At 53.6% G+C, this 25,337-nt stretch carries 21 protein-coding genes, 1 tRNA gene and 2 pseudogenes; 16 read left to right on the forward strand and 8 right to left on the reverse strand.

The genetic code is table 11. The features are described 5' to 3' along the window. Positions 1–35 precede the first annotated feature (35 nt). The 4 genes from dgcJ (at position 36) to arsC (ending at position 3,818) form a co-directional block, all read left to right on the forward strand. Complete coding sequence (dgcJ, locus tag JBO43_RS10175; RefSeq protein WP_095281512.1) at positions 36–1,637, forward strand: diguanylate cyclase DgcJ; 1,602 nt, start codon at positions 36–38, stop codon at positions 1,635–1,637. An 87-nt stretch (positions 1,638–1,724) separates the two neighbouring features. Next, complete coding sequence (locus tag JBO43_RS10180; protein ID WP_103947924.1) at positions 1,725–2,045, forward strand: metalloregulator ArsR/SmtB family transcription factor; 321 nt, start codon at positions 1,725–1,727, stop codon at positions 2,043–2,045. Positions 2,046–2,090: 45 nt separating this feature from the next. Then, positions 2,091–3,377: an arsenic transporter gene (locus tag JBO43_RS10185; RefSeq protein ID WP_095281510.1), complete on the forward strand. Its 1,287-nt coding sequence runs from the start codon at positions 2,091–2,093 to the stop codon at positions 3,375–3,377. Between the two features lie 15 nt (positions 3,378–3,392). Continuing rightward, positions 3,393–3,818 carry a glutaredoxin-dependent arsenate reductase gene (gene arsC / locus JBO43_RS10190; RefSeq protein ID WP_202674234.1) on the forward strand — a complete coding sequence of 142 codons (426 nt, stop codon included), beginning with the start codon at positions 3,393–3,395 and terminating at the stop codon, positions 3,816–3,818. 167 nt (positions 3,819–3,985) lie between these two features. Here the strand turns inward: arsC and JBO43_RS10195 are convergent, their stop codons facing one another. After that, positions 3,986–5,707, reverse strand: a complete 1,722-nt coding sequence (locus JBO43_RS10195; protein ID WP_202674235.1) for a SulP family inorganic anion transporter — start codon at positions 5,705–5,707, stop codon at positions 3,986–3,988. 291 nt (positions 5,708–5,998) lie between these two features. Between JBO43_RS10195 and fecI the strand changes: the two genes are divergently transcribed. The 8 genes from fecI to JBO43_RS10235 all read left to right on the forward strand — a co-directional run bounded on the left by fecI (position 5,999) and on the right by JBO43_RS10235 (position 14,255). Beyond that, positions 5,999–6,520, forward strand: coding sequence for a ferric citrate uptake sigma factor FecI (gene fecI / locus JBO43_RS10200; RefSeq protein ID WP_095281508.1), 522 nt, complete (start codon positions 5,999–6,001; stop codon positions 6,518–6,520). Next, entirely contained in the window at positions 6,517–7,470 is a 954-nt protein-coding gene (gene fecR, locus JBO43_RS10205; protein ID WP_202674236.1) for a ferric citrate uptake sigma factor regulator FecR, read from the forward strand. Before fecI ends, fecR begins: the two co-directional genes overlap by 4 nt. Positions 7,471–7,556: 86 nt before the next feature. Further along, positions 7,557–9,881, forward strand: coding sequence for a TonB-dependent Fe(3+) dicitrate receptor FecA (gene fecA, locus JBO43_RS10210; protein ID WP_202674237.1), 2,325 nt, complete (start codon positions 7,557–7,559; stop codon positions 9,879–9,881). A 74-nt stretch (positions 9,882–9,955) separates the two neighbouring features. Continuing rightward, positions 9,956–10,858 (forward strand): Fe(3+) dicitrate ABC transporter substrate-binding protein FecB, encoded by a 903-nt coding sequence (locus tag JBO43_RS10215; protein WP_202674238.1) that lies wholly within the window; start codon positions 9,956–9,958, stop codon positions 10,856–10,858. Next, entirely contained in the window at positions 10,855–11,853 is a 999-nt protein-coding gene (gene fecC / locus JBO43_RS10220) for an iron-dicitrate ABC transporter permease FecC (RefSeq protein WP_202674239.1), read from the forward strand. The genes JBO43_RS10215 and fecC overlap by 4 nt, the downstream gene beginning before the upstream one ends. Further along, the gene (gene fecD, locus JBO43_RS10225) at positions 11,850–12,806 is read left to right on the forward strand and encodes a Fe(3+) dicitrate ABC transporter permease subunit FecD (RefSeq protein WP_202674240.1); all 957 of its coding nucleotides are present in this window, start codon (positions 11,850–11,852) and stop codon (positions 12,804–12,806) included. The genes fecC and fecD overlap by 4 nt, the downstream gene beginning before the upstream one ends. Next, entirely contained in the window at positions 12,807–13,574 is a 768-nt protein-coding gene (gene fecE, locus JBO43_RS10230; protein WP_202674241.1) for a Fe(3+) dicitrate ABC transporter ATP-binding protein FecE, read from the forward strand. A gap of 201 nt (positions 13,575–13,775) precedes the next feature. Next, positions 13,776–14,255: an efflux pump transcriptional repressor OqxR gene (locus tag JBO43_RS10235; protein ID WP_103948687.1), complete on the forward strand. Its 480-nt coding sequence runs from the start codon at positions 13,776–13,778 to the stop codon at positions 14,253–14,255. A 67-nt stretch (positions 14,256–14,322) separates the two neighbouring features. Here JBO43_RS10235 and oqxB read toward each other — a convergent pair whose 3' ends face one another. After that, positions 14,323–17,475, reverse strand: coding sequence for a multidrug efflux RND transporter permease subunit OqxB (oqxB, locus tag JBO43_RS10240; RefSeq protein WP_202674242.1), 3,153 nt, complete (start codon positions 17,473–17,475; stop codon positions 14,323–14,325). A 23-nt stretch (positions 17,476–17,498) separates the two neighbouring features. Further along, on the reverse strand, positions 17,499–18,674 hold the full coding sequence (locus tag JBO43_RS10245; RefSeq protein ID WP_202674243.1) for a multidrug efflux RND transporter periplasmic adaptor subunit OqxA: 1,176 nt from the start codon (positions 18,672–18,674) through the stop codon (positions 17,499–17,501). A 336-nt stretch (positions 18,675–19,010) separates the two neighbouring features. On the opposite strand from JBO43_RS10245, the gene JBO43_RS10250 reads away from it, so the two are divergent. Then, positions 19,011–19,364 (forward strand): helix-turn-helix domain-containing protein, encoded by a 354-nt coding sequence (locus tag JBO43_RS10250; protein ID WP_202674244.1) that lies wholly within the window; start codon positions 19,011–19,013, stop codon positions 19,362–19,364. Positions 19,365–19,402: 38 nt separating this feature from the next. Here the strand turns inward: JBO43_RS10250 and JBO43_RS10255 are convergent, their stop codons facing one another. Next, positions 19,403–20,281 carry a LysR family transcriptional regulator gene (locus JBO43_RS10255; protein ID WP_202674290.1) on the reverse strand — a complete coding sequence of 293 codons (879 nt, stop codon included), beginning with the start codon at positions 20,279–20,281 and terminating at the stop codon, positions 19,403–19,405. Between the two features lie 100 nt (positions 20,282–20,381). Here JBO43_RS10255 and JBO43_RS10260 point away from each other — a divergent pair, with 100 nt between their 5' ends. After that, positions 20,382–21,362: a nitrilase family protein gene (locus tag JBO43_RS10260; RefSeq protein WP_202674245.1), complete on the forward strand. Its 981-nt coding sequence runs from the start codon at positions 20,382–20,384 to the stop codon at positions 21,360–21,362. A gap of 76 nt (positions 21,363–21,438) precedes the next feature. Next, positions 21,439–21,756, forward strand: a complete 318-nt coding sequence (locus tag JBO43_RS10265; RefSeq protein WP_202674246.1) for a YebG family protein — start codon at positions 21,439–21,441, stop codon at positions 21,754–21,756. Positions 21,757–21,906: 150 nt separating this feature from the next. On the opposite strand, the gene JBO43_RS10270 is transcribed toward JBO43_RS10265, so the two are convergent. Next, positions 21,907–22,587, reverse strand: a complete 681-nt coding sequence (locus JBO43_RS10270) for a dihydrofolate reductase family protein (RefSeq protein WP_237730008.1) — start codon at positions 22,585–22,587, stop codon at positions 21,907–21,909. 148 nt (positions 22,588–22,735) lie between these two features. On the opposite strand from JBO43_RS10270, the pseudogene JBO43_RS10275 reads away from it, so the two are divergent. Beyond that, positions 22,736–22,983 (forward strand): annotated as a pseudogene (locus JBO43_RS10275) (DDE-type integrase/transposase/recombinase); the annotation flags it as partial. On the opposite strand, the pseudogene JBO43_RS22950 reads toward JBO43_RS10275, so the two are convergent. The 3 genes and pseudogenes from JBO43_RS22950 to JBO43_RS10285 form a co-directional block, all read right to left on the reverse strand. Further along, a pseudogene (locus JBO43_RS22950) lies at positions 22,942–23,163 on the reverse strand (DEAD/DEAH box helicase); the annotation flags it as partial. The pseudogenes JBO43_RS10275 and JBO43_RS22950 sit on opposite strands and share 42 nt — an antisense overlap. 76 nt (positions 23,164–23,239) lie before the next feature. Next, a tRNA-Ser gene (locus tag JBO43_RS10280) sits at positions 23,240–23,327 on the reverse strand. Between the two features lie 145 nt (positions 23,328–23,472). Continuing rightward, positions 23,473–25,101 (reverse strand): ABC transporter substrate-binding protein, encoded by a 1,629-nt coding sequence (locus JBO43_RS10285; protein WP_202674247.1) that lies wholly within the window; start codon positions 25,099–25,101, stop codon positions 23,473–23,475. Between the last annotated feature and the right edge of the window lie 236 nt (positions 25,102–25,337).

The following is a 25,337-nucleotide window of genomic DNA, read 5'->3' on the forward strand; positions in this document are numbered from 1 at the left end:
CGCGCTGATATCACCGATATCAGCGCCACTGAAGAATGTTGAGGGTCAAATTCTTACGATCGCTGAGATGCTATACTTTACGAAATTTCTTAGGTGGTATTACAAGGGAGTTATCCATCTTGTCACAACGTAAATATATCAGTGCGGCGATTATTATTATTGCCTGCACAACCTCAATTTTCGCCGCCCTTGTTTTACATGAAGTAAGAAACCTTCAAAACTATATGGGATATATTGCCGAAAACGGCAAGTCTGCACTGTTCCATGAAGAGTTCATCAATCAGGATATCGCCTTTCGCTTATCCCGCGCCTTTTCTAAACAGGCAGATTCAGGCTCGTATGGCGAGGAAAAAGCCAAATTACTCTGCCAGCACATTGAAACGGTCGGCGCCATTTTCGGTTTTAATCTGGTGGCAAGAACCATCGTTAACCTGGAGGGCACCCTTCAGACACGAAATAAAGCCTGCGAAGCGTGGAGCCGGGATGTGCCCGCCCTGCCCGTCATCAATGAGATGGAGACCGCTGCTTCGTCCAAATACAGCTTTTCCAACTATACGGGCTACGAGTTTAATAACACCCGCTATTATATTGACCTCGCGCACAACTATATTTATATCAACCATCTGGTGAACACCTTTGACTACGCCTTTAACAACTGGCTAGTTGCCGATGACAACAGGATAAATATTGTGCACAGTGCGCACACCATTACCATTGATGATAACGCGCTGGAAGATCTGATCCAGGGCGAGAATATTGTGACGCATATTTATAACGATGGTTATACGAAGCAAAATATTATCAGTATGATCACGCCAGTATTCCTGGACGGAAAAATCAAAGGGCTGCTGATCACCGACATTACTGTTCACGATCTGGCCACCTCATTTATTACTCCAGATCGCCCTTTATTGTGGAAATTTCTCTCCCTGTATGTCACCGACAATACCACCGGCGGGAATATCATCTTCCATAAGCCAATACTGAAGTCGCGGGATATCATTAATTATAAAGATGATATGACGCAGTACTACACCTTGCATGCGAAGCTGGACGCGATTTATGTGGTGATGGCAAATATCTGGCTGGTGGTGCTCTATGTCTTAGCCACCTGGCTGATGCTGCGATATGCGCGTCAGCAATTTAACCGCCAGAGATCGCTGTCGCGGGATAATATTACCGACGCCATGACCGGGCTTTATAACCGCAAAGTGATTACCCCTGAGCTGGAGCAGATTATTCGTTCAATCGTAGAGCGAAATATTCCCGTGACGGCGGTGGCTATCGACAGCGACGGACTGAAAAGAATCAACGACACATTAGGCCATCACATGGGCGATAGAGCGATTCAGTTCCTGGGCCTTGCCCTGGCGCAGTCAATCCGTAAAAGTGATTATGGAATACGTCTGGGTGGTGATGAATTTGCCCTGATCCTCATTGATTCTAACCTCGCTAAAACGCGCGATGTGATTGCGCGCGTTCAAGAACAGTTGCTCTCCATTGATCCAGAAAAACTGGTCTCCTTCTCCTGGGGAGGCTATCAGTTGCAGCGCGGAGATACCCTGGAAACAGCAATGCACAAGGCGGACGAACTGTTATATCAGCATAAACGCAGCAAATATGAGGAGCGGCATTAGGCGTTAACCTCAATCTGATCCCAACGCTTTAAAAGATTACACATATGGTTTAGCATATGTGTAATCACACTAACGTTGAGACTGAAAATGCTACATCCTCTTCAGCTGTTCAAAACGCTCTCCGATGAAACAAGATTGTCTATCGTGCTGTTGCTACGTGAGTCTGGCGAACTCTGCGTCTGCGATCTCTGCGCGGCCATCGGAGAATCTCAACCCAAGATCTCGCGCCACATGGCGATATTACGTGAGTATTCGCTCGTCAGCGATCGTCGCGAAGGAAAATGGGTTTACTACCGCCTGTCCCCCAACATGCCAGCGTGGGCTGCTACTACTATCGATACCAGCTGGAACTGTCTGCGCGAAGAAACGCGTGAAAAGATAAAATCATTGTCGCCAGGAAAGTGTTAAGCCACCCCTGATACATTCACTTATTCAGATGTAATGGAGTACGCCATGCTTTTGGCTGGAGTTATTTTTTTGTTCACCCTGGTTCTGGTTATCTGGCAACCAAAAGGGCTGAGTATTGGCTGGAGCGCCTCCCTGGGCGCGGTTCTGGCTCTGGCGTGCGGAGTTATTCATATCGGTGATATTCCCGTGGTCTGGAATATCGTCTGGAATGCCACCGCCACTTTTATTGCCGTCATAATCATCAGCCTGTTGTTGGATGAGTCCGGTTTCTTTGAGTGGGCGGCGCTGCACGTTGCTCGCTGGGGCAAGGGTCGAGGACGACTGTTATTCACCTGGATTATTCTGCTGGGCGCTACCGTAGCGGCGCTGTTTGCCAACGATGGCGCAGCCTTAATTCTGACACCCATTGTTATTGCCATGCTGCTGGCGCTGGGTTTCAGCCCCCAGGCGACGCTGGCCTTCGTAATGGCCGCCGGGTTTATTGCCGACACCGCCAGCCTGCCACTGATTGTGTCGAACCTGGTGAATATTGTCTCAGCCGATTTCTTCAATATCGGATTCACCGAATACGCATCGGTTATGGTGCCGGTCGATATTGCCGCCATCGCCGCGACATTAGCGATGCTGCACCTGTTTTTCCGCAGAGATATTCCTTCGACCTATGAATTAGCGAAGGTAAAAGTCCCAGCGACCGCCATTAAAGATCTGGCCACCTTCAGAGCGGGCTGGGTAGTTCTGCTGCTTTTATTGGCCGGATTCTTCGTCCTTGAACCGCTGGGATTACCTGTTAGCGCAATCGCCGCCACGGGTGCTCTGATTTTATTCGCCGTCGCGAAGCGAGGACATGCGATTAATACGGGAAAGGTCCTGCGCAACGCGCCCTGGCAGATTGTGATTTTCTCACTGGGCATGTATCTGGTGGTCTACGGCCTGAGGAATGCTGGTCTCACTCGCTCTCTGTCTGACGTGCTGAATACTCTGTCAGAGCATGGGCTGTGGGTAACGACGCTGGGCACCGGTTTCATTACAGCGTTCCTGTCATCGGTGATGAATAATATGCCGGGCGTATTAATTGGCGCACTGTCGATTGACGGCAGCCACGCGACGGGCGTCATCAAAGAGGCGATGGTGTATGCCAATGTGATTGGCAGCGATCTCGGGCCAAAAATCACGCCAATCGGTAGCCTTGCTACGCTGCTCTGGCTCCACGTCCTTGCTCAGAAAAATATGACCATCACCTGGGGGTATTATTTCCGTACAGGGATCATCATGACGCTGCCCGTCCTGTTAGTGACGCTCGCCGCACTGGCGCTGCGTCTCTCTTTCGCTTAACCACGAGAATCTGAAATGAGCAACATCACCATTTACCACAATCCTGCATGCGGAACATCGCGTAATACGCTGGAGATGATCCGCAACAGCGGCACTGAACCCACTATTATCTATTACCTTGAAACGCCACCCTCGCGTGATGAGCTGATAAAACTGATTGCGGATATGGCAATTTCGGTGCGTGAGCTACTGCGAAAAAATGTCGAACCTTACGAGCAACTTCACCTGGCACAGGATAAGTTCACCGATGCTCAGCTGATTGAGCTGATGCTGGAAAATCCGATTCTGATTAACCGCCCTATTGTGGTCACTGAGATCGGAACGCGACTGTGCCGTCCGTCTGAAGTGGTGCTCGATATTCTGCCCTCTCAACAGCAGCAAGCTTTTACCAAGGAGGACGGGGAGAAGGTGGTTGATAAGGATGGGAAGAGGATTAAATAAGGATTGCGGGTCCGCTGTGGGTTGGCGGACCAGTGAGTCAAAACTGGCTGGTACAGGAACGAAAAATGCTCGTGAAGCAGAAATGTCGTCCAAAAACGTTGTAGATCAGCACTATCGGACTCCTTTCAAAAATCGTGTAACCTGGAAGGTATATTCAACTTTTAACCCTATCCATCACCGCCTGACTCACTCTCACTTACACTCTCTTTGCTTTGAATGAACCGGAGTGCCAAATAGAGGTCTGGCGCAAGAAGCATGTCATCATCATTCATTGTTGGCCGACTTTCTTTAAACCAGCGTGTTAATTCCGTTTTCCTGCCCGCCAGGATTAACGTAATCTGTCGACATTTCAGGTCACGCTTTAACTCATTAATCGTTGCCAGGACACTGATATCTGAATAAGTGAAGCAGGCAACGGCATCAATGACCACCCATTTAGGGTGTAATGCTGCGCCATCAACTAAGTTCAGTACCCGACGTTTAAAATAAGCCACATTAAAATAGGTCAACGGGGAGTTAAATCGATACATCAGCACGCCTGGGACCATTTTAATATCGGTTGTATTCCCTAATGAGTGAATCATTCCATTTTCATCCGTTCCCAGTAAATGCTCAGAGGGACGAAAGACTGTTCGCAGGAACTGTAACAAGCCAAGCAACACCGCAAGACCTATCCCCTGGATAACGCCGATAATTAAAACACAGCCAAACGTGAAGAAGGCCAGGCGAAATGCCTGTTTATTTCTTCGTCTCAGGTTCCATAATCCACGTAAATCAATCAATGACCACGATGCATACATTAGAACAATACCTAATGCGGATACCGGGATAAACTGTAACGGCTGAGTGAAAAATACCACTACGACTCCAATAAGTAAGGCTGCGATAATGGAAACCAGCTGACTTTTTCCCCCAGTGGAATCATTAACTGCAGTCCGTGAGTCGGCTCCGCTGATCGCAAACCCCTGAGATAATCCCGACATGATATTCGCAATACCCAGAGCTCTGAACTCCGCATCAGCATTAATTTCATAGCCATTTTTCGCGGCGAAACTGCGAGCGGTCAGCATCAGACTGACAAAACTGACCAAAGCCAGGTTCAGCGCCGGGATAACTAAATCACGCATCGGACCCGGCTGGAACGCTGCCCAGTTAACGACAGGTAAACCAGGCTGGAACCCTTCCCCTCCAATAGTGGCAATACCATAATGTTGTGCAGATGTTCCCCATACCAGTGCCGTTGTTATCAGAATGGCAATCAACGGTGCTGGCCAGTGGCTGCGATACGTTTTGATAACCATTAAAATAGCTAACGTTAAAAGTGATAGCCCGAAGGTTAATAAATGGCTGTCTGAAATTCGGCCTGGCAAGGCAATTATTTTCTCAATAACCTGTGCCTCATCAAGCTTGATTCCCAAAACCTTGCCTAATTGCCCGACAATAATCGTCACGGCTACGCCATTAAGCAAACCGGTAAGAATGGGATGAGAAAGCAGATCGGCCAGTGCGCCCAGGCGAAATTTACTGGCAAGCAAACACCATCCGCCCATCATCAAGGTCATAATGATCGTCAGTTGCCAGTGCAGTTCAGGATTTCCGGCAGAAAGAGGAAACACGACGGCCGCAATTACCGCGCAGGTTGTTGCATCGGGGCCAACAATAAGCTGACGTGAAGAACCAAACAATGCATAAGCTATCATCGGTAGAACACATGAATACAGCCCTACGATTGCCCCAACACCCGCCAACTCGGCATAAGCAATAGCAACGGGTAGCGCTACAGCCGCAACAGATAACCCCGCTTTAACATCATGTTTTAGCCAACTTTTATCGTAGGCTAATAAATTTTGTAAACCGGGCATGTAGTTTAATAATAATTTTCCGAACACGTTATTCTCCGGTAATGCTTTTCTCCATGTAATGTTGGCACACTTCTACAATAGAGTATGCCGCCCACCCTACCGAAAAATAGACGCCCGCACAGATACCGCAAAGCGCGATGCCACTGGGCACTTTCAGCCACAAACACATCAAACGCGTGCCACTCCCCACCTCATAACATTTATCGAAAAAACAACACGTTAAAAAACACAACGACACACATTTTTATTTCCAATTGTAATGATAACCATTCTCATATTAATATAAGCGCGTGATAATTAACTTTTGATGCACTCCGCATGTCTGACAGCGCCACTACCACTGCTTCCTTAACGCTCGAGTCGCTTTATGGCTCACATCACGGCTGGCTAAAAAGCTGGCTGACGCACAAACTCCAGTCGGCGTTTGATGCAGATGATATTGCCCAGGACACTTTTGTGCGGGTAATGGGCAGCGACACGCTCTCGACGATCCGCGATCCTCGCTCATTCCTGTGCACTATCGCCAAACGCGTGATGGTCGATCTGTTCCGCCGAAACGCGCTGGAAAAAGCCTATCTGGAGATGCTGGCGCTGATGCCGGAGGGGCTGGCGCCTTCGCCCGAGGAACGCGAAAGTCAGCTCGAAACCCTGCAACTGATCGACAGGATGCTGGACGGGTTAAACGGAAAAACACGCGAAGCGTTTTTGCTTTCACAACTGGATGGTCTGACATACAGCGAGATCGCGCTGAACCTGGGTGTCTCCGTCAGCTCGGTGAAAAAGTATGTGGCAAAGGCTATCGAACATTGTCTGCTGTTTCGTCTGGAGCACGGCCTGTGAACGCTTCTGTCACCGATTCTCGCCGCCAGGCATTGCGCTCGGCATCACACTGGTATGCCGTATTGAGCGGCGAGCGCGTCAGTCCGCAGCAGGAAGCGCGCTGGCAACAGTGGTATGAAGAGGACAAGGATCATCAGTGGGCCTGGCAACAGGTTGAAAACCTGCGCAGCCAGCTCAGCCAGGTTCCGGCCAATGTCGCCAGCCGGGCGCTGCACGATACGCGCCTTACTCGTCGTCACGTCATGAAAGGACTGCTGTTGCTGCTCGGCGTGGGCGGCGGCTGGCAGCTCTGGCAATCCGAAACCGGTGAAGGTCTTCGCGCGGACTACCGCACCGCTAAAGGCGCGGTCAGCCATCAGCGGCTGGAAGATGGCTCGCTGCTGACGCTCAACACACAAAGCGCCGCTGACGTTCGTTTTGATGCGCATCAGCGCGCTGTCCACCTCTGGTATGGCGAAATTGCCATCAGCACCGCAAAAGATGCTCTGCAGCGACCTTTCCGCGTGATGACCCGCCAGGGCCAGCTCACCGCGTTAGGCACAGAATTTACCGTCTACCAGCAGGACAACGTCACGCGCGTCGCCGTTCAACAACACGCTGTTGAAGTCTTACTGGCAAACCGTCCGCAGGAAAAACGCATTGTCAGTGCCGGCGAGAGCCTGCAGTTTAGCGCGTCGGAATTGGGTGTAATAACCTCAACGGATGATGAAAGCGCCGCGTGGACTCAGGGCGTTCTGAGCTTCAGCGATAAACCGCTGGGTGAGGTGATTGCCACGCTGAGCCGTTATCGCAACGGCGTGCTGCGCTGTGATCCGGCAGTGGCCGGGCTGCGCCTGAGCGGGACTTTCCCGCTGAAAGATACCGATGCCATTCTGAATGTTATCGCGAAGACTCTTCCAGTTAAAATTCAGTCAGTTACGCGGTACTGGGTCAATATTTCAGCCGTGTAAGAAAAATAATTCTCATTTCCATTGTCCCTTTTCCCCTTCTCGTTCGACTCATAGATGAACACAACAAAAATGATGATGGAGAAGGTATGACGCCTTTACGCGTTTTTCGCAAAACAACACCTTTGGTTTACGCAATTCGCCTGAGCCTGCTGCCGCTGGCCGGGCTATCGTTATCCGCCTTCGCAGCGCAGGTTGATATCGCACCGGGTTCGCTCGACAAAGTCCTTAACCAGTATGCCGCGCAAAGCGGAATGACCCTGTCGGTGGACGCCAGCCTGACGCGCGGCAAACAGAGTCACGGTCTTCACGGTGACTACGACATCGAAACCGGTCTGCAACAGCTGCTGAACGGTAGCGGTCTGCAGGTGAAAGCGCTGGGGAATAACAGCTGGACGCTTGAGCACGCACCCACACCGAAAGAAGATAACCTTACCGTGGTGGGCGACTGGCTAGGGGACGCGCGCGAAAACGACGTCTTTGAACATGCTGGCGCGCGTGACGTTATCCGCCGTGAGGATTTCGCCAAAACCGGCGCGACGACCATGCGCGATTTGCTGAACCGTATCCCTGGCGTCACTGCGCCGGAGAACAACGGCACCGGCAGCCACGATCTGGCGATGAACTTTGGTATTCGCGGCCTGAACCCGCGCCTTGCCAGCCGATCAACCGTACTGATGGACGGTATTCCCGTACCCTTTGCCCCTTACGGCCAGCCGCAGCTTTCACTGGCGCCTGTCTCGCTCGGCAACATGGATGCCATCGACGTGGTACGCGGCGGTGGCGCAGTGCGTTACGGGCCGCAAAGCGTGGGCGGCGTGGTGAACTTTGTCACCCGCGCCATTCCGCAAGACTTCGGTATCGAAGCTGGCGTGGAAGGCCAGCTCAGCCCAACGTCCTCACAAAATAACCCAAAAGAGACGCACAATCTGATGGTGGGCGGCACGGCGGATAACGGTTTTGGGACCGCCCTGCTTTACTCCGGCACTCGCGGCAGCGACTGGCGTGAGCACAGCGCAACGCGCATCGACGACCTGATGCTGAAAAGCAAATATGCGCCGAACGAGGTCCATACCTTCAACAGCCTGCTGCAATATTACGACGGGGAAGCCGACATGCCAGGCGGCCTGTCTCGCGCGGATTACGATGCCGATCGTTGGCAATCCACGCGCCCTTACGATCGCTTCTGGGGGCGTCGCAAGCTGGCAAGCCTCGGCTATCAGTTCCAGCCGGACAGCCAGCATAAATTCAATATTCAGGGCTTCTACACCGAAACCCTACGCAGCGGCTACCTGGAACAGGGCAAACGCATCACACTTTCACCGCGTAACTACTGGGTACGCGGCATTGAACCGCGCTACAGCCAGAGCTTTATGGTTGGCCCGAGCGCACATGAGGTGGGCGTCGGTTACCGATATGTGAATGAATCCACGCATGAAATGCGTTACTACACCGCCACCAGCAGCGGGCAGCTACCGTCCGGCTCAAGCCCGTACGATCGCGACACCCGTTCCGGTACTGAGGCGCACGCCTGGTATCTGGATGACAAAATTGACGTGGGCAATTGGACTATCACACCGGGTATGCGCTTTGAACATATCGAGTCATACCAGAACAACGCCATCAAAGGCACGCATGAGGAAGTGAGCTATAACGCCCCACTTCCGGCGTTAAACGTGCTCTATCACCTCACTGACAGCTGGAATCTTTATGCAAACACCGAAGGCTCGTTCGGCACCGTACAGTACAGCCAAATTGGCAAGGCTGTGCAAAGCGGCAATGTGGAACCGGAAAAAGCGCGAACCTGGGAGCTCGGAACACGTTACGACGATGGCGCGCTGACGGCGGAAATGGGGCTGTTCCTGATTAACTTTAATAATCAGTACGACTCCAACCAGACCAACGACACCGTTACCGCGCGTGGTAAAACGCGCCATACCGGGCTGGAAAGTCAGGCGCGTTATGACCTCGGCACGCTGACCCCCACGCTCGATAACGTCTCTGTCTATGCAAGCTATGCATACGTCAACGCCGAGATCCGCGAGAAAGGCGACACCTACGGCAACCAGGTGCCGTTCTCACCCAAACACAAAGGCACGCTGGGCGTGGATTACAAGCCAGGCAGCTGGACATTCAACCTGAACAGCGATTTCCAGTCCAGCCAGTTTGCAGATAATGCCAACACCGTTAAAGAGAGCGCCGATGGTAGCACCGGCCGCATCCCCGGCTTCATGCTCTGGGGCGCGCGCGTGGCGTATGACTTTGGTCCGCAGATGGCAGACCTGAACCTGGCGTTCGGTGTGAAAAATATCTTTGACCAGGATTATTTCACCCGCTCTTACGACGACAACAACAAAGGCATCTACGCAGGCCAGCCGCGCACGCTGTATATGCAGGGCTCGTTGAAGTTCTAAACCCTGGTTACCCGGCCTGCATTCTGTTTTTGCAGGTCGGGTAAGCGAAGCACCATCCGACACAGGCAATTCATATGTTCATATCATTACGTACACTCTTCGCCGCTCTGCTGCTGGTCACCAGCCACGTCTTTGCCGCCACGGTTCAGGACGAAAATGGCACCTTTACGCTTGATAAAACGCCACAGCGGATCGTGGTGCTGGAACTGTCGTTCGCGGACGCGCTGGCCGCCGTCGATGTCAGTCCTGTCGGCATTGCCGACGATAACGATGCCACGCGCATTCTTCCAGAGGTTCGCGCACATCTGAAACCCTGGCAGTCTGTCGGCACGCGTGCGCAGCCGAGTTTAGAAGCCATCAGCGTGCTGAAACCGGATCTGATCATTGCTGACAGCAGCCGCCATGCGGGCATTTTCAGCGCCTTAGGACAAATCGCGCCGGTGCTGCTGCTTAAGTCTCGCAATGAAACCTACGCTGAAAATCTTCAGTCTGCGGCCATCATCGGCGAGGTTGTTGGCAAAAAGGCACAGATGCAGTCACGTCTGGAGCAACACAAACAACAGATGTCAAAATGGGCCAGCCAATTGCCAAAAGGCACGCTGGTACTGTTCGGTACGTCCCGGGAGCAGCAGTTCAACCTGCATACGCAGGAGACGTATACCGGCAGCGTCCTGACCTCGCTGGGGCTGACGGTGCCTGCGGCAATGGCAGGTTCGTCTATGCCATTCATCGGCCTGGAACAGCTGCTGGCGCTCAATCCTGCATGGCTGCTGGTCGCGCACTATCGCGAGGAGAGCATCGTGAAACGCTGGCAGCAAGACCCGCTGTGGCAGATGTTAACCGCTGCGCAAAAACAGCAGACGGCGTCGGTCGACAGTAACGCCTGGGCGCGAATGCGCGGCATTTTCGCCGCCGAACGTATTGCCAGCGACACAGTAAAAATCTTTCATCACCAGCCTTTGTCCGATGTGAAATGACCGCTCTCAAACATCCGGCGCTGCACTGGGGGCTTCCCCTTGCTGCGCTTATCGCCATTTTCTGGCTGAGTCTGTTTTGCTACTCGGCCATTCCTGTTTCTGGCGGTGATGCCATCCGCGCCCTGCTGCCGGGCCATGCGCCGACGCTTGCACAAGCGCTGGTGCAAAACCTTCGGCTGCCGCGAAGCCTGGTCGCCATTCTGATCGGCGCAAGTCTGGCTCTCGCAGGAACCCTGCTGCAGACCCTGACGCATAATTCAATGGCCTCCCCTTCGCTACTCGGCATTAACAGCGGCGCGGCGCTGGCGATGGCGCTCACCAGTGCCATCAGCCCTGCGCCCGTGACGGGATACTCTATCGCCTTTATCGCCGCCTGCGGTGGCGGCGTAAGTTGGCTGCTGGTGATGACCACGGGCGATGGATTTCGCCATACCCAGGACAGAAACAAACTGATCCTCGCGGGTATCGCGTTTTCGGCTTTTTGTATGGCCCTGACCCGCATCACCCTGCTGCTGACGGAAGATCACGCCTACGGCATTTTTTACTGGCTGGCAGGGGGCGTATCCCACGTACGCTGGCTGGAATTCTGGCAGCTCTTCCCGATGGTGGCGATTGCTGTACCGGTGGTGTTGTTGCTGGCTAATCAACTGAACCTGCTTAACGTCAGCGACAGCACCGCCAGTACGCTCGGGGTAAATCTGCCGAAGCTACGTTTGATCATCAACATGCTGGTGCTGCTTCTGGTAGGGGCATGTGTCAGCGTGGCAGGCCCGGTGGCGTTTATCGGCCTGCTGATGCCGCATCTGGCTCGCTTCTGGGTGGGATTCGATCAGCGCAAGGTCCTGCCGATGAGTATGCTGATGGGCGCCACGTTGATGCTACTGGCGGATGTTCTGGCCCGGGCGCTGGCCTTCCCCGGCGAATTGCCCGCCGGGGCAGTGGTGGCTCTGATTGGTGCCCCCTGCTTTGTCTGGCTGGTCAGGAGGCGCGGATGAAAATTGCGATCGTCATTTTCATCGCCCTCGCGCTGGCAGGAACTTCGGCGCTGTCGCTGCAAATGGGGGTGATCACCGTTCCCTGGCGCGCCCTGCTGACCGACTGGCAAACCGGGCGCGAGTATCATTACGTGTTAACGGCGTACCGCCTGCCGCGATTGCTGCTGGCGCTGTTTGTCGGTGCCGCCCTCGCGGTGGCCGGCGTTCTGGTGCAGGGGATCGTGCGTAACCCTCTGGCATCGCCGGATATTCTCGGCGTCAGCCATGCTGCCAGCCTTGCCTCTGTGGGCGCCCTGCTTCTCTTACCTTCACTCCCCGTGATTACCCTGCCGCTGCTGGCCTTTGCCGGTGGTATGGCGGGCCTGATCCTGCTGAGAATGCTGGCGGATACCAGCCAGCCGATGAAGCTGGCGCTCACGGGGATCGCGCTTTCTGCCTGCTGGGCCAGCCTGACGGATTATCTGATGCTCTCGCGCCCACAGGATGTGAACAGCGCCCTGCTGTGGCTGACCGGCAGCTTATGGGGCCGTGACTGGAGCTTTGTGAAGATTGCCGTCCCGCTGCTGATTTTGTTTCTGCCGCTGAGCCTGGGTTTTTGCCGCGATCTCGACCTCCTGGCACTGGGCGATGCGCGCGCCACCACCCTCGGTGTGTCGGTGCCACGTACCCGATTACGGGCTTTGCTACTGGCTGTCGCCATGACATCGACCGGCGTGGCCGTCTGCGGACCGATTAGCTTTATTGGTCTCGTGGTGCCGCATATGGTGCGCAGCATCACCGGTGGACGCCACCGCTGGCTGTTGCCCATTTCGGCCCTGACAGGTGCGTTGCTGCTGGTGGTTGCCGATCTGCTGGCCCGAATTATTCATCCCCCGCTGGAACTTCCGGCTGGCGTGCTGACTGCCATTATCGGCGCGCCGTGGTTTGTCTGGCTGCTTGTGAGAATGCGATAAATGACATTACGAACTGAAAATCTAACGGTCAGTTACGGGACAAACAAGGTGCTTGACGGCGTTTCACTCGTACTGCCAGCGGGGAAGATTACCGCCCTGCTCGGCCCTAACGGTTGTGGGAAATCGACGCTGTTAAACTGTTTTTCGCGGCTGTTAAGGCCGCAGTCCGGCAGCGTATTTCTGGGTGATCATCCCACCGACACGCTCTCATCGCGCCAGCTGGCACGTAAGCTGGCACTGCTGCCGCAGCACCATTTAACGCCAGAGGGGATCACCGTTCGGGAGTTGGTTTCGTACGGTCGCAACCCGTGGTTGTCACTCTGGGGGCGTCTTTCCGTTGAAGATAATGCGCGGGTCAATGCCGCCATGAGCCAGACCCGGATCCATCATCTTGCCGATCGTCGGTTAACCGATCTTTCCGGCGGCCAGCGCCAGCGCGCATTTCTGGCGATGGTCCTGGCCCAGAATACGCCCGTGGTACTGCTCGATGAGCCAACCACCTATCTCGATATCAATCACCAGGTGGAACTGATGCGGTTGATGGGAGAACTCCGGACTCAGGGGAAAACGGTGGTCGCCGTGCTGCACGACCTTAATCAGGCCAGCCGGTACTGCGATCATCTGGTGGTCATGGCGAACGGACAGGTTATGGCGCAAGGCACCCCAGAAGAGGTGATGAACACGGGATTGCTGAGGACCGTATTCAGCGTGGAAACGGAGATACACCCCGAGCCGATATCAGGCAGGCCGATGTGTGTTGTCAGATAAAGGGTGCAGGCGGTAAGGATACTGTGGTCTCAACAGACCGCCGGCCTACCACTCGCATCGCGTGAAAAGAATCTGATGTTCGATCACGAATGCCGCAGATTGCTTCAAAATAATTACCGTATTTGTTATATTGTTGTTTATTACTTATTCACCTCTGCGGTGCCAAAAAGAACAAGATTCACCGCAACCCAGGATAGAAAAATGCTAGATTACCGCTTCCCGACAGCTTTGCAGATGGTTCTCAGCGTAGCGATGGCGGAGCAATTGGGTGAACGTTCGACGAGTGCCATTCTGGCCTACGGCCTGGAAGCCAATCCGAGCTTCATCCGCAAATTGATGGTTCCGCTGACGCGTGACGGCATTATCGTCTCAACGCTTGGCCGTAACGGCTCAATTCATCTTGGTCGCCCGCCGGAAGAGATCACCCTGCGTGACATCTACCTGTCCGTTATCGAAGATAAAAAGCTGTGGGCGTCGCGCCCTGAGGTTCCGGCCCGCTGCGTGGTCAGCGCTAACGCCTGCTGGTACTTTAAATCGGTTTCTGAAGAAGCTGAGCAGGCGTCGTTAGCGGTTTTAGCCCGCCATACCGTGGCAAGCGCCCTCGATGCGGTGAAAAACGCCGATACTAGCGGATGTGATCCGCTCCCCGAGCTTTTAGCCCAGTATCAAAAAACGTCTTAACGCTTTCCCTGTTGCGAAAAAAAACCGCCTTCACTCTGAAGGCGGTTTTTTATTATCTGCAAGGTCCTTACGCAGGCAGCACTTCCCTTTCCACTTTGCCGCGCGTCACGAATTTACGCAGCGTCACGTAGAACACTGGTGTCAGGAACAAACCAAACAGCGTCACGCCCAGCATCCCGGAGAAGACGGTAATCCCGGTAACGCCGCGCACTTCCGCACCTGCACCGTGGCCCAGGATCAGCGGTATCGTCCCGGCAATAAAGGCGATGGAGGTCATCACAATCGGGCGTAAACGCAGGCGGCAGGCCTCCAGCGCGGCGTCCATAATGCCCTTGCCCTGCATTTCCAGCTCGCGGGCAAACTCCACGATAAGAATCGCGTTTTTACAGGCAAGCCCCATCAGTACCACCAGACCCACCTGCACGAACACGTTGTTATCGCCCCCGGTCAGCCAGACGCCAAACAGCGCGGACAGCATCGTCATCGGAACGATAAGGATCACCGCCAACGGCAGCGTCCAGCTTTCATACAGCGCCGCCAGCACCAGGAACGCCAGCAGAACGGCGACCGGGAAGACGATCAGCGCGGTGTTACCTTGCGTGGCCTGCTGGAAGCTCAGGTCTGTCCATTCTATGTTCATCCCGTTTGGCAGGATCTGCTTCGACATGCCTTCGAGCTGCGTCATGGCCTGTGTGGACGAGAGTACGCGAGGGTCGGCATCGCCAATGAGATCCGCCGCAGGATAACCATTGTAGCGAATCACCGGGTCCGGCCCGTAGGTGGTCCTGATGTTCACCATACTGCCGATCGGCACCATTTCGCCCTGGTTATTACGGGTGCGTAAATTAGCGATATCTTCCACGCTGTCACGGAACTGCCCATCGGCCTGCGCCATCACGCGCCAGGTTCGCCCAAACTGGTTGAAGTCATTCACGTACGACGAGCCCAGATAGGTTTGCAGCGTCCCGAAAAGATCGGTCAGCAACACGCCCTGCGCTTTCGCCTTATCACGATCGACCTGCACATCCAGCTGCGGTACGTTAGCCTGATAGGTCGAGATCGGGAAATGCATCCCCGGCGTTTGCATAATCGCACCCGACATCGAGTTCACCGCGTTTTGCAGCGCGCCATACCCAAGTCCCGCACGATCCTGGATATACAGCGAATAGCCCGACCCCTGACCCAGCCCTAAAATGGGTGGCGGCAGGATGGAGAAACCGAAGCCCTCCTGAATTTGCGCGATTTTTGCGTTGATCTCAGCGTTAATTTCCGCCGCAGAGTGTTTACGCTGATCGAAAGGTTTCAGGCCAAAGAAGACCGTTCCGGTATTCGGCGTATTGGTGAACTGCAACGCGTTCAGCCCTGGAAACGCCACCGCATAGTCCACGCCTTCGGTGTTCATTCCGATTTCGCTCATTTTGCGGATCACCGCATCGGTGCGCGCCAGTGACGAGCCTTCCGGCATTTTTACGCCGCCAATCAGGTACAGCTTGTCCTGCGTCGGAACAAAGCCGCCGGGTACCGCTTTAAAGATCACACCCGCCGCACAGAGCAGCAGCAGATAAACCGCAAATACCGCGCCGCGCCGTCCGAGCGTTTTGCCCACCAGCCCCTGATAGCCGTGCGAGCTGCGCTGGAAAAAGCGGTTAAACGGACGGAAAATCCAGCCGAACAGACGGTCAATCAGCCGGGTTGGAAAATCTTTCGCTGCGCCGTGTGGCTTTAACAGCAGAGCCGCCAGTGCCGGAGAAAGCGTCAGCGAGTTGATGGCGGAAATCACCGTTGAAATCGCGATCGTCACCGCAAACTGTTTGTAGAACTGCCCGGTAACGCCCGAAAGAAATGCCATCGGCACAAACACCGCACACAGCACCAGCGCAATCGCAATAATCGGCCCCGAAACCTCACGCATCGCCTGATGCGCCGCCGCAAGTGGAGTCAGGCCCTCTTCGATATTTCGCTCGACGTTTTCCACCACCACGATGGCGTCGTCCACCACGATACCGATAGCCAGTACCAGCCCGAACAGACTCAGGGTGTTAAGTGAAAAGCCCAGCAGGTAGAGAATGCTGAACGTCCCCACGACAGAGACCGGCACCGCGATCAACGGAATGATCGACGCGCGCCAGGTTTGCAGGAACAGAATCACGACCAGAACCACCAGCACCACCGCTTCCAGCAGCGTTTGTACCACCGCACGAATGGAATCGCGTACAAAAACGGTCGGATCGTAAGGTGCCGCCCACTTCATATCTGCCGGGAAACGCGTGGACAGTTCGTCCATTTTTGCGCGTACGGCGTTAGACAAATCAATGGCGTTTGCCCCCGGAGACTGGAAGATACCAATCCCGACCGCGTCTTTGTTGTTCAGCTGAGAACGCAGGGCATAGCTGCCGGAGCCCATTTCGATACGCGCCACGTCGCGCAGGCGGGCAACCGTACCGTCCTGCGTCGTTTTCAGGACAATGTTGCCAAACTCTTCTTCAGTATGCAGACGACCCTGGGCGTTAATGGAGATCAGGAAATCGCTCTCTTTCGGCAGCGGTTCGGCACCCAACTGCCCGGCGGATACCTGTACGTTCTGCTCCTGCATCGCCGTGACCACATCCGAAGCGGTCAACCCGCGTGCCGCCACTTTGTTGGGGTCCAGCCAGATGCGCATGGCGTACTCGCCCGAGCCGAATATCTGAATCTGGCCGACGCCGGGCAGACGCGCCAGCTCGTCCTTTACTTTCAGCGTGGCGTAGTTACGCATATACAGGGAGTCGTATTTACCGTTGGGCGAAAACAGATGCACCACCAGCGTGAGCGTTGGCGACTGTTTCTGAGTTGTGATGCCTAAACGTCGCACGTCCTCCGGCAGACGCGCCTCGGCCTGTGCGACCCGGTTTTGCACCTGAACCTGCGCCTGATCAGGGTCAGTCCCCGGACGGAAAGTGACGGTGGTCACCAGTACGCCGTCCGAGCCCGCGACGGATTTCATGTACATCATGTTTTCAACGCCGTTGATAGCCTCTTCCAGCGGCGTCGCCACGGTCTCGGCAATCACTTTCGGGTTGGCGCCCGGGTACTCCGCGCGTACCTGAACGCTTGGCGGCACCACGTCAGGATATTCGCTCACCGGCAACAGCGGGATGGCGATCAGTCCTGTGATAAAAATCAGAATCGACAGTACGGCAGCAAAAATTGGCCTGTCGATGAAAAAACGGGAAAAGTCCATGGGTCGGATTCTCAGGTAAGGGATCAGTTAAGGGCGGTACTGCCGGTCATGGCAACGGTTTTCGCGTTAACCGGCATCCCCGGCATGAACACTTTTTGTAAACCCTCGATGATGACTTTATCGCCAGGGTTCAGCCCCTGCTGCACGATGCGTAAACCGTCTGCCAGACGCCCCTGCGTAATGTCGCGACGCTGGGCTTTTCCTTCTTTATCCACGATATACACGTATTTGCGATCCTGATCGGTCAGCACCGCTTTATCGTCAATCAATGTGGCGTTAAATTCAGCGCTGCCCGGCAGGCGCACACGGGCAAAGAGTCCAGGCGTGAACTGACGCTGCGCGTTATCCAGCAGCGCACGCATCCGGATGGTGCCGGTACTCGGCGTTAACTGATTATCAAGAAAATCCACTTTGCCCTGATGGGGATAACCGTCCTCGCCCGTCAGGCCTATTTCCACCGGAAGCGCCGTGTGATGACTGGACGCGCCCTGCCCGCTGCGGGCGAGGTTTTGATAGTGAAGGTAGGTTGACTCATCCACGTCAAAGTAGACGTAAACCGTTTTCTGCGAGACCAGCGTGGTGAGCACACTGGCGCTGTCACCCGCAGTGACCAGATTACCGCTGGTGATCAACGCCCGGCTGGCGCGACCCTCAATAGGCGCGGTGACTTTGGTGAAATCCAGGTTGAGTTGTGCGGCGTCTACCGTCGCCTGGGCAGCGCGAATGTCGGCCTGTGCCTGGGTGGCAGCCGAACGACGTTGCTCCCATTCTTCACGGGAGACCACGTTGGTATTGACCAGTTTATTGGTACGGTTAGCCTCGCTTTGCGCCAGGCTGGCCTGCGTTTTGGCTCTCGCCAGCGCCGCCTGCGCCTGTTCCAGCGCTGCTCGATAGGTTCTGTCGTCAATGGTGAACAGCACCTCGCCCTTCTTCACTTCCTGGCCGTCGGTGTAATTCACTTTATCAATGTAGCCGGAGACGCGCGGACGTAACTGAACACTTTCCACCGCTTCAATCCGGCCGTTAAAGCTATCCCACTGGCTAATGGATTTCACAACCACGTCAGCCGCGCTGACGGCAGGCGCAGGTGGCGCAGCATTTTGCGCGACACTGTTATCACATCCGACGAGCAGCACGGCGAGCAACATGACCCCCAGCGCGCTCAGATGCAAGTTACCCCTGGTTTTTTGCAGGCTCATTATTTTTATTCCGGTAATTGTTGCCGCCGGACAAGACGCCGCGGGAGATGCCGCGCCACTTCCTTTGTCCGGGCTGGCTTAAGGGCCATTTGTGCCGTTCATCGCCACAAAACTGTAACAATAATGAATACATTATTTGCGGCGATTGTAGGAAGGCGCTTAACTAAGTGCAAGAATAATTGTTGCACTTTATGTGCTATTTGAGTCAGAGAGAAAAGACCCGTTTCGCACAAGGATTTAAATGCAACAATAAAACTTGCAATTCATATAAAAACGGGCCACCTTTAAATGCAACAGATAAAGATACTTTTAGACGGACTGTGTGAGGGTAACCAGATGAACACTGGCGCATTTATGCATGATTTACTCGACTGGATTGACAACAACCTGGATAGCCGTCTGGACATTGAGTCCGTCGCCAGGCGATCCGGCTACTCAAAATGGCACCTCCAGCGCCTGTTCAAAGAACATACGGGTTATCCCCTCGCCGGGTATATTCGCGCGCAAAAGCTGCAAAAATCGGTTGAGCGCTTAACCCGCAGCGATGAACCAATTTTAAACGTGGCGATCGCCCTGGGTTTTGACTCTCAGCAGTCCTTCAACCGCAGCTTTAAGCGCCAGTATGGTCAGGCGCCCGGGGCATGGCGGCGGAATTTAGGTGGGCCGGAAACGCAGCCGCTACGTCAGTAATCCAGGTCGAGCGTCGTGCGGGATGGCTCCCGAAGGAATCATTCGCCGCCATCGACGGAAATACCCTTTCGTATACTGGCAATAAAGTTGTCGCGAATGACGTCCTCCTTGCTTGCGTCCCAGGCGATGCCGACCTTCCAGCTGACTGACTCTCCCGTTAACGGAATAATCACCAGTTCCGGGGGCGCGATATGCGTAACGCTGGTCGGCAGAATGGCAACACCGATCCCCGCAATCACCATCGCAACGATGGTTTGTATATCATCAGTCAGTTGAGTCGATGAGATGAAAAGACCGTTATCGTGCAGAAAACGGTCGATCTGCGTATTTAAACCCTGCCCCCGCTCATCATGAAGGCGCAACAGGGGACGTTTCGTTAGCCACTCAACCGCAGGCATTGTCGGCGATGTTGCCGGCGCAACCAGAACCAGCCGCTCGGTAAATAACGGCAGGTATTCAAGCGCCACGGGGGGCGGAACCCTGACAAAACCGACCTGAAGCTCATCATTTTGTAAAAGCTCGTACTGCTGAAAGGAGGGAAGATCCGTCAATGACATCTCTACTCCCGGATAGTCTCGACGAAAGTCAGCGATACAACGTGGTGCCAGATAAAAGCTTGAGAGACCGAACCCTACACTTATATGCCCCTCGACCCCTTTTGATACCCGCTCAGCATGTTGCATCAATAACTGGGTCTGCCTGACCACTTTCTCAGCTTCTGGCAGCAAACGTCTACCGCCAGCCGTCAGGACTGCGCCGTGACGCCCTCGAGAAAAAAGAGCGATATTCACCAGGGATTCGAGGAGATTAATCTGTTTGGTCAAGGCCGGTTGCGAGATAAACAGCGCCCGCGCCGCATCGGCATAATTTCCTTTTTCAGCCAGTATCACAAAGGCCTTAAGCAACCGGATGTTCAATTTTACATTCCAGATAGTTATTAAAAGCAGAAATAATTTGATTATACAGTTATCGGAAAGCGTTATGTAATTCAGTTTCGATGACAACTGGAGACGCATCATGAACGAACATCAATCCCTAAAGGCGGCAACCGTACAGTTTCAGCATCAGGCGAATAACAAAAATTACAATCTGCTGATAATGGAGAAATTTATTGAACAGGCGGCGCTTGAGCAGGTGAAAATTCTCACCTTCCCTGAAATGTGTATCACCGGCTACTGGCATGTACCCAAACTCACCGCAGCGGAGGTGTCCGCTCTGGCAGAGCCGATTGCCGGAAGCCCTTCCCTGGCGTTAATTCGCTCTCTGGCGATTAAACATCACATGCTTATTGGCGCCGGTCTTATTGAAAAAGCCGACAATGGCCGCCTTTACAATGCGTATGTTGCCTGTATGCCGGACGGTTCAATGCATACGCATCGTAAGCTCCATGCTTTTGAACATCCGGCCATCAGCAGCGGGAACAGCTTTACGGTTTTTGATACGCCCTGGGGAGTGAAAGTCGGCATCCTGATTTGCTGGGACAATAATCTGGTCGAAAATGTGCGTGCTACGGCGTTGCTGGGTGCCGATATTCTTCTCGCGCCGCATCAAACGGGGGGTACCGATTCCCGCAGTCCTCACGCGATGAAGCCTATTCCGCTGTCGCTCTGGGAGGAGCGGGAAACGCGCAAGGAAGAAATTACAGCCGCCTTCAAAGGACCAAGCGGGCGGGAATGGCTCATGCGCTGGCTACCTGCCCGTGCACATGACAATGGAGTCTTTCTTCTCTTCAGCAACGGTGTCGGTGCAGATGATGACGAAGTGCGAACAGGTAATGCCATGATCCTCGATCCTTATGGAAGGATTGTGAATGAAACCTGGGCGGCTGAAAATGTGCTGGTGAGCGCTGAACTGGATTTAAGCCTGCTTGCAATGAGCACCGGACGCCGCTGGATCCACGGTCGCCGTCCTGATTTATATCAGATACTGACACAGCCGCAGGGCTATGAACGTGATGCGATCAGTGCACGATTTTCGAAGGTGACCCCTTCTCGCTAGAATGTCAGCACTTTTTAGCTGCAACATAAATCCGGAACTGATATGCTGTATATAAACACAGTATGAGGTGCGCATAATGGCTGTTGAAACAAAATTTGTTGTCGTAAGAAAAGGTGTAGAGAAAATGACTTTTGCCAGTAAGAAAGAAGCTGACGCTCACGACAAGCTGCTTGATATGGCAGATGCGTTCACCGACTGGCTGTTGCAAAGCGAGATGGGAATGGATGAAACGCAGGCTGAAAATCTTGGTCTTTATCTCGCCGAGCAGAAAGACACCGTGCAGCATATTCTGCGGACCAGCAAACTTCCCGAACCCAATGCCGCCGTTGTTGCAGATAAAACAGAATCCGATGCCGTTGATGCTAAAAAAATCAGAGCAGTGAAAGCGGCCTGATTGCCAGAAAACATCATCACCGAGCCTGTCGCCGTAAGCAGATAACTGCTTACGGCTTTTTTGCTGTCTGAAGGGAGCCGCAACGTTTCAGGACGGCAGTTTTAGACATCTGCTCCTCCCTCAGAACAGGCACCCATGCAGAACCCTGCATCATTGATTTCTTTTCACCTCGTATTGCAGGCACACGACGCCCGACGGGAAAACGTTACTCTTCACCAGCATAAGTGATGTTCTGTCTTTTATGTTTTTGAACAAGGGAATGCCTTGCCCCAGCAGAATCGGATTGACGAAGAGCCAATACTCATCGATAAGGTTTTCCGCCATTAGCGTGTGAGTCGCTGAGGGACTGCCAAACAGTAAGATTTCGCTGCCCGCGCTATGTCTGAGCTTGTTGATTTCGTCGTTTAAATTGCTACTGATAATTTGCGTATCAGGGTGATTTTTTGGCAACAGCGTTTTCGACAACACCACTTTGTGGGCAGATTTATACCAACGCGAATGTGCATGGTCATGCGGGCTGGCGTCAGGCTTATCGGCAGCAGTTGGCCAGTACGACTCCATCATCTGGTAGGTGGTGCGCCCATATAAGGCGGTGTCGGTCTGCTGGATTCGCTGCTCCACGTACTCAAACAAGTCGGGGCTAATGCTTATCCAGTCCAGACCCGCAGGGCCCTCCGCGGTAGAAGCGACAAAACCATCCAGCGACACATGAACAAACGAAACGATTTTTCTCATGATTTTCTCTTTGATTACGTTTTGACTACATTGGCCTGCGAGCCGCGCCAGGGTTATGTTCCTGCCTTCAATTGCACCCATTTTCTTCAACGCCATCTTGCGTGCTTGCGCATCCGGAAAAAAAAGAGGTATAGGGAACAGAGCCCCTGGATACTTGCTTCTGGTTTGTGTGATAAGTGTCAACGATACAGCAGGTTGAGGACGACCTCGGCGTAAAACTCATCCACCGCACAAACCGGAAGCACCGGTTGAGCGCTTAGTAACAGACATAACTTATATACGAATTTATGAAGACTGGCTGTAGCTTGCCGTGGTTGTTGACCTGTTCTTGCGCGAAATCATCGGCTGGTCAATGCAATCCCGAATGACAAAAGCTATTGCCCTGAATGCGCGTCTGATGGCTGTGTGGCGACGTAATCCCAGAAACACGTATTGGTTCATTCTGATCAAGGTAGTCAGTACACACGCTATGAGTGGCAGTCGCTTATACGGGAGCAATAGAACTGGCACTTTACCCAGATCTCTCAGTGTAATGACAACGTAAGCCACTGATGAAAAGGCCTGTGTAAGCCAGCCCGAGGAGTTAATGAGTAAAGACTCGAGTGAGTACGGTGTGATGAGCAGGTTGCCAGACGGTTCGCCCGGAACTTTTTCTTTTGGAGAACCATACCAGCTAAAGGGCAATGGAATACTGCTAAGCAGCACAAAAGAAAAAACCCAGGTCGCATAACGACCTGGGTTTCATATTTGGCGGAAGCGTAGAGATTCGAACTCTAGAACCCTTTCGGGTCGCCGGTTTTCAAGACCGGTGCCTTCAACCGCTCGGCCACGCTTCCGGTATGGGGCGCACTATAAACACCTCCGAACTTCGTGTAAAGCATCAATGTGTTCGTTTGCTTTAAAAATAGCCAAATTGATGTTAATCGGTTGAAACAACAACGCATTGGCTATTTTGTCAGCATAAAATCGCCCATTTAAGGATTAATGCTTTTTGATGTACATGTCCTTCGTGAAGTAATAACCCAGTTTATCTGGCGTAAATCCACCCACCCACGGTTTGATCAAGTGCGTACGGACGTAGTGATACACCGGAATGGCCGGCACATCCTGCCCCAACAAGTCTTCCGCTTGCTGATAATACTTGCCGCGCTCCTCGGTGGTTTTGGCTTTTGCCGCATCAACCAGCGCTTTGTCATACGCCGGGTTGCTGTACTGGCTGGTGTTTTCGCTGTCACCTGTGCGGAAGTTGTTCAGGAAAGTCGCGGCATCGTCGTAATCGGCAATCCAGGCGTAGCGCACGGCATCGAAGTTATGCGTGTGCATAGTATCGAGCATGGTCTTCCACTCCTGATTTTGCAGCTTCGCTTCCACGCCGAGATTTTTCTTCCACATCGAGCTAGCCGCGATGGCGATGCGCTGATGCGATTCCGAGGTGTTATAGAGCAGATTGAAACTGAGCGGATGCGTGTCGTTGAAACCTGCTTCACTCAGCAGCTTTTTCGCTTCCGCGATACGCTTATCCATCGGCCAGCTGGCGTAGTCCGGTGCCTTGAGTTTTACGCCACCAATATCCGGCTGGCTGATGACCCACGCCGGACGCTGCCCCTGCCCTAACACTTTCTCAGCAATGATGTCCTTATCCAGCGCCATGTTCAGCGCCTTACGTACCCGTACATCGTTAAACGGCGGACGGGTGGTGTTGAACTCGTAGTAATAGGTGGCGAGTTGGGGAGAAACATCCAACTCTGCGCCGAGGGTTTTCTTCAGCTGCGCAAACTGGTTAATCGGCACCGTATAGACGATATCGATCTCACCCGCTTTGTAGCGATTAACGTCGGAGGCCTCTGAGGTGATCGGCAGATACGTCACTTTGTTGATTACCGTATGCTCATTATCCCAGTAGCGCGGATTACGCTCGGCCACAATGCGTTCGTTTACGACCCACTGCGAGAGCTTATACGCCCCGCTACTGACGAAATGCTCGGGCTTGGTCCATTTATCGCCGAAGCGACCAATCAGCACTTTATCGACCGGCACCAGCGACGGGTGCGCCAGCATCGCGAGGAATGCCGCATTCGGCTGCGTGAGCGTCACTTCGAGGGTGGTGTCGTTAAGCGCCTTCACGCCCAGCGTATCCGGCTTTTGTTTGCCTTGCGCGATATCGGCAGCATTCACAATGTGCATATTGCCAGGATAGCTGGCGTACGGTGACGCAGTGTTGGGATCGACCAGGCGCTGCCAGCTCCAGACGATATCCTGAGCCGTAATCGCGGAGCCGTCACTCCAGGTGATGTTGGGTCGCAAATGGAACGTCCAGACGGTGTTGTCTTTATTCTCCCATTTCTCGGCGAGGCGTGGTTCTATCTCGCCTGCGGGTGATACGCGAACCAGTCCTTCGAACAAATCACTGATAATATTGAATTCGACGTCGCTTTCGACTTTGTGCGGATCGAGCGATGCCGGCTCACTGCCGTTATTTCTGACCAGTTCCTGCTTCTCTGCCAGTTGTGTTCCTGCTGGCACACTGGCGGCCCAGGCCGTTGTGCTGGCGCACAAGATCCCTGCCGTCAGTAAAGAGAGTGTAAAGTGATTGCGTGATGCTAATTTCATTATTTCGCCTTATTGTGGGTTTTTGACGATGCGTATTCACTCTTAGCGCTCAAATATAAATAAGGCAATATTTTTCAGTAACCTATAAGATGTTGATCTGATTAAATTCACCAAACCGATGTTCATTCTGTTGAAATGGATTTCTTTGAAAGAAAGCACCAGTTCAGGCCCTAAGGTGCTGAGTAAAGATGGGTAAAACCACTTTGTAACTGGCGAGACCTTTCCTATTCTTGCCG

Source organism: Lelliottia jeotgali (assembly GCF_016771845.1).
Classification (GTDB): Bacteria; Pseudomonadota; Gammaproteobacteria; order Enterobacterales; family Enterobacteriaceae; genus Enterobacter; species Enterobacter jeotgali.

What these genes read in the sequence shown, in the direction of transcription:
- JBO43_RS10250 (WP_202674244.1), top strand. Translation starts at nt 19,011, where the DNA reads ATGAACACTGGCGCATTTATGCATGATTTACTCGACTGGATTGACAAC.
- fecD (WP_202674240.1), top strand. Translation starts at nt 11,850, where the DNA reads ATGAAAATTGCGATCGTCATTTTCATCGCCCTCGCGCTGGCAGGAACT.
- oqxB (WP_202674242.1), bottom strand. Translation starts at nt 17,475, where the DNA reads ATGGACTTTTCCCGTTTTTTCATCGACAGGCCAATTTTTGCTGCCGTA.
- fecA (WP_202674237.1), top strand. Translation starts at nt 7,557, where the DNA reads ATGACGCCTTTACGCGTTTTTCGCAAAACAACACCTTTGGTTTACGCA.
- JBO43_RS10285 (WP_202674247.1), bottom strand. Translation starts at nt 25,101, where the DNA reads ATGAAATTAGCATCACGCAATCACTTTACACTCTCTTTACTGACGGCA.
- JBO43_RS10235 (WP_103948687.1), top strand. Translation starts at nt 13,776, where the DNA reads ATGCTAGATTACCGCTTCCCGACAGCTTTGCAGATGGTTCTCAGCGTA.
- fecE (WP_202674241.1), top strand. Translation starts at nt 12,807, where the DNA reads ATGACATTACGAACTGAAAATCTAACGGTCAGTTACGGGACAAACAAG.
- JBO43_RS10185 (WP_095281510.1), top strand. Translation starts at nt 2,091, where the DNA reads ATGCTTTTGGCTGGAGTTATTTTTTTGTTCACCCTGGTTCTGGTTATC.
- JBO43_RS10260 (WP_202674245.1), top strand. Translation starts at nt 20,382, where the DNA reads ATGAACGAACATCAATCCCTAAAGGCGGCAACCGTACAGTTTCAGCAT.
- JBO43_RS10265 (WP_202674246.1), top strand. Translation starts at nt 21,439, where the DNA reads ATGGCTGTTGAAACAAAATTTGTTGTCGTAAGAAAAGGTGTAGAGAAA.
- JBO43_RS10180 (WP_103947924.1), top strand. Translation starts at nt 1,725, where the DNA reads ATGCTACATCCTCTTCAGCTGTTCAAAACGCTCTCCGATGAAACAAGA.
- fecC (WP_202674239.1), top strand. Translation starts at nt 10,855, where the DNA reads ATGACCGCTCTCAAACATCCGGCGCTGCACTGGGGGCTTCCCCTTGCT.
- JBO43_RS10270 (WP_237730008.1), bottom strand. Translation starts at nt 22,587, where the DNA reads ATGGCGTTGAAGAAAATGGGTGCAATTGAAGGCAGGAACATAACCCTG.
- dgcJ (WP_095281512.1), top strand. Translation starts at nt 36, where the DNA reads ATGTTGAGGGTCAAATTCTTACGATCGCTGAGATGCTATACTTTACGA.
- JBO43_RS10215 (WP_202674238.1), top strand. Translation starts at nt 9,956, where the DNA reads ATGTTCATATCATTACGTACACTCTTCGCCGCTCTGCTGCTGGTCACC.
- JBO43_RS10245 (WP_202674243.1), bottom strand. Translation starts at nt 18,674, where the DNA reads ATGAGCCTGCAAAAAACCAGGGGTAACTTGCATCTGAGCGCGCTGGGG.
- arsC (WP_202674234.1), top strand. Translation starts at nt 3,393, where the DNA reads ATGAGCAACATCACCATTTACCACAATCCTGCATGCGGAACATCGCGT.
- fecI (WP_095281508.1), top strand. Translation starts at nt 5,999, where the DNA reads ATGTCTGACAGCGCCACTACCACTGCTTCCTTAACGCTCGAGTCGCTT.